9 protein-coding genes are annotated in these 13026 nt (G+C 72.2%); 4 read left to right on the forward strand and 5 right to left on the reverse strand.

The features are described 5' to 3' along the window. Positions 1 to 6 precede the first annotated feature (6 nt). Both COA17_RS02160 and COA17_RS19240 read right to left on the reverse strand, forming a co-directional pair. Positions 7 to 306, reverse strand: a complete 300-nt coding sequence (locus COA17_RS02160) for a hypothetical protein (RefSeq protein WP_096609901.1) — start codon at positions 304 to 306, stop codon at positions 7 to 9. After that, positions 303 to 479: a hypothetical protein gene (locus tag COA17_RS19240; protein WP_176484766.1), complete on the reverse strand. Its 177-nt coding sequence runs from the start codon at positions 477 to 479 to the stop codon at positions 303 to 305. The genes COA17_RS02160 and COA17_RS19240 overlap by 4 nt, the downstream gene beginning before the upstream one ends. 86 nt (positions 480 to 565) lie before the next feature. Here COA17_RS19240 and COA17_RS02165 point away from each other — a divergent pair, with 86 nt between their 5' ends. Further along, positions 566 to 1186, forward strand: a complete 621-nt coding sequence (locus COA17_RS02165) for a S24 family peptidase (RefSeq protein ID WP_245857354.1) — start codon at positions 566 to 568, stop codon at positions 1184 to 1186. Between the two features lie 6 nt (positions 1187 to 1192). Here the strand turns inward: COA17_RS02165 and COA17_RS19245 are convergent, their stop codons facing one another. Beyond that, positions 1193 to 1369, reverse strand: coding sequence for a hypothetical protein (locus COA17_RS19245; RefSeq protein WP_176484737.1), 177 nt, complete (start codon positions 1367 to 1369; stop codon positions 1193 to 1195). A 151-nt stretch (positions 1370 to 1520) separates the two neighbouring features. On the opposite strand from COA17_RS19245, the gene COA17_RS02170 reads away from it, so the two are divergent. Together COA17_RS02170 and COA17_RS02175 are read left to right on the forward strand one after the other, a co-directional pair. Further along, positions 1521 to 3524, forward strand: a complete 2004-nt coding sequence (locus COA17_RS02170; RefSeq protein ID WP_245857355.1) for an autotransporter assembly complex protein TamA — start codon at positions 1521 to 1523, stop codon at positions 3522 to 3524. Then, a complete protein-coding gene (locus COA17_RS02175) occupies positions 3521 to 7663 on the forward strand; it encodes a translocation/assembly module TamB domain-containing protein (protein WP_176484767.1) in 4143 nt (1380 codons plus the stop codon). Before COA17_RS02170 ends, COA17_RS02175 begins: the two co-directional genes overlap by 4 nt. A gap of 48 nt (positions 7664 to 7711) precedes the next feature. Here the strand turns inward: COA17_RS02175 and COA17_RS02180 are convergent, their stop codons facing one another. Next, positions 7712 to 9136, reverse strand: a complete 1425-nt coding sequence (locus COA17_RS02180) for an aldehyde dehydrogenase family protein (protein ID WP_096610719.1) — start codon at positions 9134 to 9136, stop codon at positions 7712 to 7714. 79 nt (positions 9137 to 9215) lie between these two features. Further along, positions 9216 to 10922: an alkaline phosphatase family protein gene (locus tag COA17_RS02185; RefSeq protein ID WP_096609903.1), complete on the reverse strand. Its 1707-nt coding sequence runs from the start codon at positions 10920 to 10922 to the stop codon at positions 9216 to 9218. 90 nt (positions 10923 to 11012) lie between these two features. Here COA17_RS02185 and COA17_RS02190 point away from each other — a divergent pair, with 90 nt between their 5' ends. Further along, positions 11013 to 13001 carry a protein-disulfide reductase DsbD family protein gene (locus COA17_RS02190; protein ID WP_245857358.1) on the forward strand — a complete coding sequence of 663 codons (1989 nt, stop codon included), beginning with the start codon at positions 11013 to 11015 and terminating at the stop codon, positions 12999 to 13001. The last annotated feature ends 25 nt before the right edge of the window (positions 13002 to 13026 follow it).

Consider the following 13026-nt stretch of genomic DNA (forward strand, 5'->3'; position numbering starts at 1 on the left):
CGCGCCTTATCCGGTCGCGACGGTCAGCCCCTCGATCCGCAGGTGTGTGATCGCGCCGGCGCGATCGCACTGTGCCAGTTTCAGGTCGGCCAGCAGGTGCCCCGGCATCTTCAGGTCGTGGGTCGCGACCTGTTCCAGCCAGCGGTCGAGCGGTTCGCCCGAGGGGGCGGAGGCGACCAGTTCGTGGCGCTCCCCCGCGAAGGTCGCGCTGTGCCATGCGACGCGGCGGTGCCGCTCCACCGACAGCATTGTGCCGGCCAGCGCGGCGGAGCGCGCCAGCGCGCGATCGAACAGCGCGGGCCTCACTGCTTGCGCGCCTTGATGATCGCCTCCACTCGCGCGCGTACCCGCGGCCCCGGCTCGCGCCCGCGGCGCATGTCCAGCACCAGCCGCGGATCGTTGACCGCCCGCCGTCCGAAGGTAGTCGCGGCGACCCCGGTGCGCCGCAGATAGCGTTCGATATCCCATAACAACGACATGGCCGACTCCCAAATCCAACCGTGTTCTTGAAATGTTCTGCATTTTCCAACTTGTCGAGGAAATTTCCTGCGCGTAAGGTGCGCGGGTGAGCGACACTCCACAGCAGGCGCTGGAGCAGGCGGCGCGCGCGCGCGACGTCAGCCTGTCGGCGTTGTCGCGGATGCTGGGGCGCAACGTGGCGTATCTGCAGCAGTTCGTCGGGCGCGGTTCGCCGAGGCGGTTGCCGGAGCGGGAACGCCGGTTGCTCGCCGATTTCCTGGGTCTGGACGAACGCGCGCTGGGTGCGCCGGAGCCGGTCGCGGCGGACGTGCTGGTGCCGCGCCGCGCGGTCGCCGCCGCGGCGGGGGCGGGGCGCGAACCGGCGGACGAACGCGCGCTGCGCGCCGAGCCGCTGCCGCGCGCGTTGCTGCGCACGCACGGCGTGGCGCCAGGTCAGGCGTCGCTGATCACCGTCGCGGGCGATTCGATGGCGCCGACGCTATGGGACGGCGACCGCTTGCTGGTGAACGAGGGCGACCGCACGGTGCCGCCGGGCGGCGCGGTGTTCGTGATCCGCAGCGACGACGGCGTGGCGGTGAAGCGGGTGCGGCGCGCGGGTGCGATGGTCGAGATCGTCAGCGACAACGCCGCCTATCCCGTCCGGGTCCGTCCGGCGGCGGAGGTGACGGTGATCGGGCGGGCGCGGCTGCTGCTGCGCGATCTGTAGCCGGACCTATAGCCGCGCGTTGCGCCACCACATCGCGACCGCGATCGCCGATCCGATCGCCAGCCCGGTGAGGAAGCCGATCGACGGTTGCCGCGCGACCAGCCCCCCGACCGTGCCGAACAGCGCGCCCAGCGCGACGAAGATGCCGCCGGCGGCGGGGGTGCGGGAAGGGGGACGGGCCATGACCGCGCCCAGATGGCATGGCGCGCGTCCCCGCGCCAGTGCGCTGTCGAACCGGGGCGACGCGGTGGGGCGTGCCGGCGGCGCGCCCTTGCGCCGGCGGGGGCGGTTTTGGCCCCTTCTGCTGGCCCGCGCTACCGGCTAGACGAGGGCAATGGAGCCGGACGCGGGGCGGCGTGGCGCGGTGCTGCGCGTCACGACCGGCATGATGATCGCAAATCTGACGACCGTGGGATGCGCCGCTGCGGCACAGGTGCCCGCGGCCGCCCCGTCGTCGTCGCTGCCGTCGTCACCCCCGGCGACGGCCGGTGGGATGGAGATCGACCCCGATTCGCCGCTGGCGCCGCTGCCCGATATCGGCGTCGACTGGCCCGATCTGCCGGTACAGCCGGCCGCATCCGCCCCCGTCGCCACACAGCGCGCGGTGGCGGCGAGCACGCGCTACGACTGGCGGATCGACGGGATCGACGGCGTCGCATCGCCGCTGCTGCGCGACCGGTTCCGCGAATTGTCGGTGCTGGCGGGCAATGACGGCAAGGAAGCGAACGCCGCGCAGCTCGACCGGCGCGCCCGGCAGGACGCCGAACTGCTGCTGACGCTGCTGAAGGGCGAGGGCTATTACGACGCCGTGGTGACGACGGGCGTGGAGGCCGCCGAGCGTCGCCCGGTGATCGTCCTGACCGCGGTGCCGGGCGCGCTGTACCGCTTTTCGGGCGTCACGCTGGCGGGGGTGGAGCAGGCGGGGGCGAAGGCGGACGCGCTGGACAAGGCGTTCGCGGTGGGGGCGGGCGATGCCGTCAACGCCGATGCCGTCGCCGAGGCGACCGCGAATCTGCGCGTTCGTGCCGGAGAGGAGGGGTTCCCATTTGCGACGGTGGGCGAGCCGGACGTGGTGGTCGATCGCGCGGCGCGCACCGCGACGCTGCAGCTGGACGTCGCGCCGGGCACCGCCCGCCGTTTCGGCACGATCACCGCCAATGCGAACAACCGCGTGTTCGACGCCGCGCACGTGCAGGAGATCGCGCGCTTCCGCCCCGGCCAGCCCTATGAGGCATCGCAGGTCGACGACCTGCGCCGCGCGCTGATCCAGACCGGGCTGGTCGCCACCGCGGACGTGACGCCGGTGCCCGGCAAGGCGCCCGACACGGTCGATATCGCCGTCCGCCTGTCGCCCGCGCCGCCGCGCACCGTCGCGGGCGAGCTGGGCTATGGCACCGGCGAGGGCGCGCGCGCGGAGGTCAGCTGGACGCACCGCAACCTGTTCCCGCCCGAAGGCGCGCTGACGCTGCGCGGCGTGCTGGGCACCGGCGAGCAGCTGGGCCAGATCACCTATCGCCGCAACAACTTCCGCGGGCGCGACCGGGTGCTGACCGGCCAGTTCGCGATCGCGCACCTGCTGCGCGATGCCTATGAAGCGAACACGCTGTCTCTGTCGGCGACGCTGGAACAGCAGACGACGATCTTCTTCCAGAAGGCGTGGACCTGGTCGCTGGGCGGCGAGCTGGTGGCGACCGACGAGCGCGACGTGGACGCCTCGACCGGGCAGCCGCGGCGGCGCACCTTCCTGATCGGCGCTTTGCCGACCAGCCTGGGTTACGACGGGTCGGACGATCTGCTGAACCCGACGCGCGGTTTCCGGCTGTCGGGGCGTGCCAGCCCCGAACTGTCGCTGCAGGGATCGGTGTTCGGCTATACCCGCGTGCAGGTCGACGCCAGCGCGTACCAGCCACTGACCAGCCGCGCGATTCTGGCCGGGCGGATCCGGCTGGGTACGATCCTGGGCGCACCGCGCGACCAGATCGCGCCGTCGCGGCGCTTCTACGCCGGCGGCGGCGCGTCGGTGCGCGGCTACGGCTTCCAGTCGATCGGCCCGCGCGATCCCAACAACGATCCGATCGGCGGGCGCAGCCTGGCCGAATTCGCGATCGAGGCGCGGGTGAAGGCGTTCGGCAATTTCGGCGTGGTGCCGTTCCTGGACGGCGGCAACATCTACACCGGCGGTGCGCCCGATTTCAGCGGCTTCCGCTACGGCGCGGGGCTGGGCGTGCGCTATTATTCCAGCTTCGGCCCGATCCGCGTCGACGTCGGCACCCCGCTGAACCCGCAGCCCGGCGACAGCCGGATCGCGGTGTACGTGTCGCTGGGGCAGGCATTTTGAGGCGCGCGCTGCGCCATGGGGGGCGGATCGCGCTGGCGATCGTCGCGGCGCTGGCGGCACTGGTCGTCGCGATCGGCATCGGCATCGACACCGATGTCGGGCACCGGCTGGTCGCCGACCGGATCAACGCGCTGGCGCCCGCCAACGGGTTGCGGTTCCGCGTCGGGCGGATCGACGGATCGCTGTACGGCCGTGCGCAGCTGGTCGACGTGCGGATGTACGATCCGCAGGGGCTGGTGCTGACGATCCCGCGCGCCGCGCTCGACTGGCGGCCATGGGCGTGGTGGGACGACCGGCTGGAGATCCGCAGCCTGGACGTGCCGCTGGCGGTGCTGGTGCGGCTGCCGAAGACGCGCGATACCGGGCGCAGCGGGCCGATCCTGCCGCGGTTCGACATCGTCATCGGGCGGCTGGCGATCGACCGGCTGGTGCTGGGGCGCGGCGTCACCGGCGTGGCGCGCAGCGGGCGCGTGCGCGGCGCCGCCGACATTCGGGACGGCCATGCGGTGGTTCGCCTCGCCGGGGCGATCGCGGGCAGCGACACGCTGGCGCTGCGGATCGATTCGCGTCCCGACGACGGGCGGTTCGATATCGACGCGCAGGCGCGCGGCATCGCCGGTGGCCTGCTGTCGCGGATCACCGGCGCGGGCGAGGCGGTGGCGCTGGACGTCGGCGGAGACGGCGGCTGGCGCGCGTGGCAGGGGCGCGCGGTGGCGCAGGTGGGGACGACGCGGATCGCCGATCTGGCGCTGTCGAACCGCAGCGGCGACTATACCTTGGTCGGCACGCTGGAACCGCAGCGGATCGCCAAGGGCAAGCTGAAGTCGCTGACCGCGCCGCGCGTCACGGTGAACGGCGGCGCGACCTTCGCGAACCGGCGGCTGGACGGGCAATTGTCGCTGCGGTCCGCCGCGCTGGCGGTCGAGGCGCGCGGCGTCGTCGATCTGGCGAAGAGCGCGTTCGGCAACGTGAAGCTGGAGGCGCGACTGCTGCGCCCGGAGGCGTTGTTCCGCAACATGCGCGCCACCGACATGCGCCTGCGCGCGATCCTGGACGGCAATTTCCGCGCGTTCCGCTTCGACTATCGCATCACCGCGCCGCGCTTCGCCTTCGACAACACCGGGTTCGAACAGGCGCGCGCGGCGGGGCGCGGGAGCTGGTCGAACAGCCCGGTGGCGGTGCCGGTGCGCTTCACCGCCGCGCGCGTCACCGGGGTGGGTGACGTGGCGGGGGGCATATTGCGCAACCTGTCGCTGGACGGCGTGCTGCGTGTGACGTCGCGGATGGTGACCGGCGACGACCTGGCGCTGCGATCCGACAAACTGACCGGGCGTGTCGGGTTGCAGGTCGATCTGCGCACCGGCGAATATGACGTCGGCCTCACCGGCGCGCTGGGCCGCTATCTGATCCCCGGACTGGGCGTGGTCGACGTCCAGTCGCGGTTGCGCGTCGTCCCCGGCGCGGGGCGCAAGGGGACGCGCGTGGTCGGGCGCGGCACCGCGCAGATGGTGCGGCTGGACAATGCGTTCTTCCGCTCGCTGGCCGGCGGGTTGCCGCGGATCGAGACGGGGCTGGAGCGGACCCCCGACGGCATCCTGCATTTCACCGCACTGACGCTGACCGCGTCCGATATCCGCCTGACCGGCAACGGCTATCGCCGCCGCGACGGCACGTTCCATTTCGAGGGCGCCGGGCGGCAACGCAGCTATGGCCCGGTGCAACTGGTGCTGGACGGGCGGATCGAAAAGCCGACGATCGACCTGATCTTCCAGCGACCCAACGACACGCTGGGTTTGCGCGACGTGCGCGCGCATCTGGACCCGAACCCGGCCGGCTTCGCCGTCGTGGCGGGCGGCGGATCGCGGCTGGGGCCGTTCACGGCTGCGGGTCAGATCGTGCTGCCGCCGGGCGGCGGGCAGGCGCGGATCGATGTCGCGCGGCTGGACGTCAGCGGGACGCGCGCGACCGGCGCGCTGGATATCGTGCCGGGCGGGTTCCGCGGGCGGATGGCGATCGCGGGCGGCGGGCTGTCGGGCGCGCTGGATCTGGCGCCGGTCGGCGATGTGCAGCGGATCGCGGGACGGATCGTCGCGCGCGGCGCGCGCGTCGGCACCGGCGTGACGGTGCGGCAGGCGACGCTCGATTTCGCCACGTTGCTCGATCCGGCGGGGGCGAAGACCGAGGCGACGGTGACCGGCACCGGCCTGCGCCACGGGGCGCTGTCGCTGGCGCGCTTCGCCGGCAACGTGCGGCTGGTGGGCGAGACGGGGGAGATGCGCGCCTCGATCGCCGGATCGCGCGGCGTCGGCTTCCAGATCCAGACCGTGGCGCAGCTTGCCCCCGACGGCTGGACGGTCCGCGCGCAGGGAACGCTGGGGCAGCGCCCGATCCGGCTGGAGACGCCCGCGGTGCTGCGCCGCGACGGCGATGCGTGGGTGCTGTCGCCGACGCGGCTGACCTTCGCAGGGGGCGAGGCGACGCTGGCGGGTCGGTTCGGCGAGGGCGACATGGCGGTGACCGGCAAGCTCGGCAACCTGCCGTTGGCGGTGCTCGACATCGGCTATGCCGGGCTGGGGCTGGGCGGCAATGCCAGCGGGACGTTCGATCTCGCCGCGCGCGGCGTTTCGCCGCCGACGGGGCGGGTCAACCTGACCGTGCGCGGGCTGACGCGATCGGGGCTGCTCACCTCGTCCGCGCCGATCGACCTGGCGGTGGCCGGCGTGCTGACCCCGGCGCAGGCGGGGGTGCGGCTGGTGATGGCGTCGGGCGGGCGCGTCGTGGGCCGCGCGCAGGCGATGCTGAAGCCGCTGGGTGGGAGCGACGATGCGGTCGCGCGGCTGACCCGCGCGCCGCTGTTCGCGCAGCTGCGCTACAACGGCCCGGCGGAAACGCTGTGGCCGCTGACGCGGGTCGAGCTGTTCGACCTGTCCGGCGCGGTCGCGATCGCGGCGGACGTCAGCGGGACACTCGCCAGCCCGCAGCTGCGCGGCGTGGTGCGTTCCAGCAACGCGCGCATCCAGAGCAGCGTGACCGGCACCGTGCTGTGCAACATCCGCGCCGAGGGGCGGTTCGCCGGATCGCGGCTGCAGGTGCAGAGCTTCGCCGCGGATGCGGGCGCGCGCGGCGGCAAGGTGAGCGGGACCGGTGCGTTCGATTTCGGCGCGGCGAACGGCGTCGCGCTCGACCTGCGCATGAACGCCGACCGCGCGGTGATGATCGACCGCGACGATATCGGCGCCACCGTCACCGGGCCGCTGGCGTTCACGTCCGACGGCGACGGCGGGGTCATCAGCGGCAACGTGCGGCTCGATGCGGCGCGCTATCGCCTGGGTCAGGCGACCGCGGTCAGCGCGCTGCCGCGCCTCAACGTGCGGGAAATCAACGTCCCCGACGGCGCGGGCGCGGAGGACGACGATGCCGCCGCGCCGTGGCGGCTGGCGATCCATGCCAAGGCGCCCGGCGGGCTGATGGTGTCCGGGCTGGGGCTGCGCAGCGAATGGTCGACCGAGGTCGATATCGCGGGCACGCCGACCAATCCGGCGATCACCGGCCGCGCCGACCTGGTGCGCGGCGATTACGAATTCGCGGGCCGCCAGTTCGCGCTGTCGCGCGGGGTGATCCGCTTCGCCGGGGAAGTGCCCGCCAACCCCGCGCTGGATATCGAGGCGAACGCCAATGCCACCGGGCTGAACGCGACGATCCGCGTGACGGGCGTCGCGGCGAAGCCGGAGATCGCCTTCGCCAGCACGCCCGCGCTGCCGCAGGACGAACTGCTCAGCCGGCTGCTGTTCGGCACGTCGATCACCAAATTGTCCGCACCGGAAGCGTTGCAGCTGGCCGCGGCGGTGGCGGCGTTGCAGAACGGCGGCAATGGCCTCAACCCGATCAACGCGGTGCGCCGCGCGGCGGGGCTGGACCGGCTGCGCATCCTGCCCGCCGATCCGCAGACCGGGCAGGGCACGTCGATCGCGGCGGGCAAGTTCGTGACGCGGAGGCTGTATGCGGAGATCATCACCGACGGCCAGGGCTATTCCGCGACGCGCGTGGAATTCCAGGTGACGCGCTGGCTGTCGCTGCTGTCGTCGATCTCGACGCTGGGGCGGCAAAGCGCCAATGTGCGGGTGTCGCGCGATTATTGAGGGGGTGCGACCGACGCGGGGTGAGCGCGCCGGTCGCCGGTCGTCTCGTCAGGCGGGGGCGCCGACGATCGTCTTGACTTCCATGAAGTCGGTCAGGCCGTACTTGCCGTTCTCGCGGCCGTTGCCCGACTGCTTGTAGCCGCCGAACGGCGCGGCGATGTCGGGCGACCAGCTGTTGATCGTGACCAGCCCGGCGCGCAGCCGCGGCGCGACCTCCGCCGCCTTCGCCGGATCGCCGGAGATGGTCGCCGACAGCCCGTATTCGGTGTCGTTGGCGACGCGCACCGCCTCGTCCAGGTCGCTGTAGCGGGTGATCGTAGCGACCGGGCCGAACGTCTCCTCCCGCGCGATGCGCATGTCGGGAGTGACGTCGGTGAACAGCGTCGGCTGGATGAAGAAGCCCGAATTGCGCCCCTCCGGCCGCCCCGGACCGCCGGTGACCAGCGTCGCGCCTTCGTCGATCGCCGACTGGATCAGCCCCTGGATCTTCTCATATTGCGCCTTGTTGACGACCGGGCCGATGTGCTGGCCATCCTCCAGCGGGTTGCCGACCTTGGTCTGCTCCATCATCGATTTCACGATCTGTGTCGCGTCGGCGACCTGGCTGTCGTGGACCAGCAGGCGCGTCGGCGCGATGCAGCTTTGCCCCGAATTGGCCAGCACGCCGGCCACCGTCGGCGGCAGGACGGTGCCCAGGTCGGCGCCCTCCAGCACCAGGTTCGGCGCCTTGCCGCCCAGTTCCTGATGGACGCGCTTGACCGTCGTCGCGGCGGCCTGCGCCACCGCCACGCCCGCGCGGGTCGATCCGGTGAAGCTTACCATGTCGACGCCGCGATGCGACGACAGCGCCGCGCCGACGCCCGGTCCGTCGCCGTTGACGAGGTTGAAGACGCCCGCCGGAACCCCGGCGGCATCGAGGATCTCGGCCAGGATCGCGGCGCAGCCGGGCGCTTCCTCCGACGGCTTCAGGATCATCGTGTCCCCCGCCGCCAGCGCCGGCGCGACCTTCGCGCAGATCTGGTTGAGCGGCCAGTTCCACGGCGTGATCATCGCCACGACGCCGAGCGGTTCGTGCACGACCTTCGCCTTGCCCACCGTCTCCTCGAACACGAAGCTGTCGAGCGCTTTCATCGTGGTGGCAAAATGCGCAAGTCCGGTCGGCGCCTGCGCGGCCATCGCCAGCCCCATCGGCGCGCCCATTTCCTGCGCCATCGACCGGGCGAGATCGGGAATGCGCTTCTTGTATTCGTCGATGATCCGCGCCAGCAGCGCCTTGCGCTCGTCCACGGTCGACCGCGACCAGCTTTCGAAGGCGGTGCGCGCCGCATCGACTGCGGCATCGACGTCCGCGGCGGTGCCCAGCGTGATTTCGGTGCACGGCTGCTCGGTGGCCGGATCGATCACTTCATGGCGACGACCGCCCTGGCTCTCCACCCACGCGCCGTTGATGTAATGCTTCAGGTAGCTCTGCATCATCGCTCTCCGTAATTGTTGTTACGTTTCATGCGGTGCGGCGCGGTGGGTTGCAAGACGAAACCGGACAAGGCGGGCGTTATCGCGGACAGGTGTCGGCCGCGCCCGCGTCCAGATCGAGACAGCGCCCGTCGAGGCCCGACACCGGCAGCCCGATGGTAGCGGCCAGCGTGGGGAGGATGTCGACCGTTTCGACCGACAGCGGCTGTTCGAACCCGGCCATCCCCTTGCGCCAGAACAGGATCGGCACGCGGCGGTCGTAATCCCACGGGCTGCCGTGGGTTTCGACATAATAGGGCCCCGGCGCGCCGATGGTGGTGATGCGCGGGCGCAGCAGCACCATCAGGTCGCCCGACCGCTGCGGATCGTAGGAGGCGCGCGCCCGTTCGAGCAGCGTCCACAATTCGGGCGGTGTCGTCGCCATCGGCGTGGCGGCGATTTCGTCGCGGGTATAGGCGGCGGCGACCTGCGGCATGGCCATATACCGCTTCTTCGCCTCCGCCAGCACCGCCGCGCGGCGCGCCTGCGGCACGCTGGCGGCGATATAGACGTCGCTTTCCGGCCCCAGCAGTACCGGCCCGGCGATCCCCAGGTCGCGCCCGATCGCGGCGCCGACCAGCTTGGCGGCGACCGACCCGTCGACATGCGCCTCCATCGGCATCGCGCGCTGCTGCTGCCGCTCGGTCATGTCGTGCGCGCCGTGATCGGCGGTCAGCATCACCTCGTAATCCAGCCCCCAGCTGTCGAGCTGCGCCAGGAACGCGCCGATCGTCTGGTCGAGCTGCTCCATCTGGATGCACATCTCCGACCCCTGCGTGCCCATCGCATGGCCGATATAGTCGGTAGCCGACGCGCCGATCGCGATCAGGTCGGTCGCCGGACCCTGTCCCAGCTTCATGTCCTGGATCATCCCCGCCGCCAGCGCGAAGACCGCGCCGTCGAGCGCGGGCGAGGCGCGGAATGCCTTGGCATCGCCGCCCGCGCGCTCGAACCGGCCGGTGCCCAGCGTCTGCCCGCCGACCGCGATCGGCTGCGACAGCCCCTTGCAATAGCCCGGCAGCGGCAGCGCGGCCTGCGGCGCGGCGAACAGCTTGCCGACCGCGTCATTGGCGCGCTGTACCACCGTGGGCGTCGCGCGGCCCGGGTAGGAGACGAACTTGTCGGTGTTCCAGAACCATATCTGGTCGATCTGGTGCCCGCCCATCATGATCGCGGCGCGGTCCTTCCCGGCGACCGACACGACGCGCGTGGCGGGATCGGCGCGCTTCATCATCTCGCCCAGTGTCGGCACCTTCAGATGCCAGTCGGAGGGGACGTACTTGCTGCCGTGCTCGGTCCCCGGCACGCGCTCGTCCTCCGCGCAATAGACCATCTTGTCCTCGCGCCCGACCGTCTGGTCGAGCCAGGTGTTGGCGATGATCCCGGTATGTGCGGGGCGCATGCCGGTCAGGATCGTCGAGTGGCCCGGACACGTCTCGGTCGCGGCATGGCTTTGATAGCCCGACGGGAACACGACCCCCTGCGACAGCCGCGCCAGCCCGTCGGTGAAGCGGTTGCGATATTGCGCGTACAGATCGGCGGAAAACTGGTCGACCGAAATGGCGACGATCAGCTTCGGCTTGGCACGCGGCAGCGCCGGGGTGGCGGCAACCGACACCGGCGCGGCGTCGGGCACCTGGACATAACCGAGGGTCCGTTCCGCTCGCGCCCTCGTGGCCGCACCTTGTGCGAGCGCCGGTGCGGCGACGGTGGTCAGCAGGGCGGCAGCGGCGGCGAACGCTTTCATGGGGCGACCTTGGTTACAAGAGGAGCTGGTTCCGGCTATGAGCCGGGACCGATGGTCAGGCAAGCTGTGCGCGCGGCGCTTTTCACCCTTATGACAATCGCCGCGCTGCTGGCCGCGCCGCTGGCATCGGGCGCGCCCGCCGCGCCGCATCTGGCGATCACGCTGGTGCCCGAAAGCGCGAGCCCGGCGGCCGGGAGCGACGTGGCGCTGGCGTTCGCTGCCGTGCCCGCGGCGGGGTGGCACGGATACTGGAAGAACCCCGGCGATGCGGGGGTGGAGACGCGCGCCGAATGGACGCTGCCCGCTGGGGTGCGCGCCGCGCCGCTCGACTATCCGGTGCCGCAGCGGCTGGTGATCGCGGGGCTGATGAACCATGTGTACGAACGGCCGTTCGCGCTGCTGACCCGCCTGTCGCTGCCTGCGGGGCTGGCGAAGGGCACGCGCGTGCCGGTCGCCGCGAAGCTCGACTATCTGGTCTGCACGACCGAGCTCTGCGTGCCGGAAACGCAGACGCTGTCGACCGTGCTGACGATCGGCGACGGTGCGGTCGATGCCGCGACGCGCGCGCGGTTCGACGCCTGGCGCCGCGCGCTGCCGCGCCCGCTGGGCAGCGAGGCGACGTGGCAGCGCGTCGGCGACCGCTTCCGCCTGTCGGTGCCGTTCCCGCGTGATGCCGCGCTGGGGGCGGCATGGTTCTATCCGGTGGCGGGCGGCGCGACCGATTATGCTGCGCAGCAAAGCGTGACGCGCGACGGCGACCGGGTGGTGATCGAAACCAAGAGCGCGGCCACCCCGGAAGGCGGTGCGATCGCGGGGGTGCTGGCGACCGGCGACGGCGTCGGCCTGTCGCTGACGGCGCGGCCCGGACCGGTGGCGGCGGCGCGCACCGGGCTGGACTGGTCGGCGGCGGCGCTGGCGTTCGCGGGCGCGGTGCTGGGCGGGCTGCTGCTCAACGTCATGCCGTGCGTCTTCCCGATCCTGAGCCTGAAGGCGCTGGGGCTGGCGCGATCGGGCGAGGGCGAGCGCGCCGCGCGGGCCGAGGCGCTGGCCTATACCGCGGGCGTAATGCTGGTGTGCGTCGCGCTGGGCGCGGTGCTGCTGGCGTTGCGCGCCGCGGGGTCGAGCGCGGGCTGGGCGTTCCAGTTGCAGGACCCGCGCGTCATCGGCGTGCTGCTGCTGCTGGTCAGCGCGATCGCGTTCAACCTGGCTGGGCTGTTCGAACTGCCGGTGCCCGCCTTCGCGGGAAAGGGCGGGGCGACCGGCGCGTTCATGACCGGCGCGCTGGCCGCGTTCGTCGCGACGCCGTGCAGCGGGCCGTTCATGGCCGGCGCGATCGGTGCCGCGCTGGTGCTGCCCGCCGCCGCTGCGCTGACGGTTTTCGCGGGGCTGGGGCTGGGGATCGCGCTGCCGTTCCTGCTGATCGGCTTCGTCCCCGGCTTGCGCCGGCGGATGCCGAAGCCGGGGGCGTGGATGGCGCGGCTGCGCCGCGTGCTGGCGGTGCCGATGTTCCTGACCGCGCTGGCGCTCGCCTGGGTATTGGGGCGGCAGGCGGGGATCGACGGGATGACGATCGGGCTGGCCGCTACGCTGCTGCTCGCGCTGGGGCTGTGGATCGGCGGGCGGCGGCAGGCGGCGGGGCGGCGTGCGGGCTGGGCGATCGCGCTGGCGGCGGTGCCGGCGCTGGCCGCAACGCTGCTGCTGCATCCCGCCGCTGTTCGCGCGGAGCCGGGCGGCGTGCCGGGTGCCGAGCCGTTCGGCGCGGCGCGGCTGGCGGCGCTTCGCGCGGAGGGGCGGCCGGTGTTCGCCTATTTCACCGCCGACTGGTGCCTGACGTGCAAGGTCAACGAAAAGGCGGCGATCGAAACCGCCACCGTCGCCGACGCCTTCGCCAAGGGAAAGGTCGCGGTGCTGGTCGGCGACTGGACCGACGGCGATCCGGCGCTGGGCCGCTTCATCGAGGCGCACAACCGCGCCGGCGTGCCGCTGTACCTGTGGTACCCGAAGGGCGCGGCCACCCCGCGCGTCCTGCCGCAGGTGCTGACGCCCGCGATGCTGGCCTCCTTACCGTCCGGCGGGTGACGTGCGCATTTCCCTTGTGCGGTGC

It is taken from the genome of Sphingomonas ginsenosidimutans, assembly GCF_002374835.1.
Lineage (GTDB): Bacteria > Pseudomonadota > Alphaproteobacteria > Sphingomonadales > Sphingomonadaceae > Sphingomonas > Sphingomonas ginsenosidimutans.

Excerpts from the sequence above, each read along its gene's own strand:
- COA17_RS02185 (WP_096609903.1), bottom strand. The coding sequence starts at position 10,922 with ATGAAAGCGTTCGCCGCCGCTGCCGCCCTGCTGACCACCGTCGCCGCA.
- COA17_RS02190 (WP_245857358.1), top strand. The coding sequence starts at position 11,013 with ATGACAATCGCCGCGCTGCTGGCCGCGCCGCTGGCATCGGGCGCGCCC.
- COA17_RS02170 (WP_245857355.1), top strand. The coding sequence starts at position 1,521 with ATGGAGCCGGACGCGGGGCGGCGTGGCGCGGTGCTGCGCGTCACGACC.
- COA17_RS19240 (WP_176484766.1), bottom strand. The coding sequence starts at position 479 with ATGTCGTTGTTATGGGATATCGAACGCTATCTGCGGCGCACCGGGGTC.
- COA17_RS02180 (WP_096610719.1), bottom strand. The coding sequence starts at position 9,136 with ATGCAGAGCTACCTGAAGCATTACATCAACGGCGCGTGGGTGGAGAGC.
- COA17_RS19245 (WP_176484737.1), bottom strand. The coding sequence starts at position 1,369 with ATGGCCCGTCCCCCTTCCCGCACCCCCGCCGCCGGCGGCATCTTCGTC.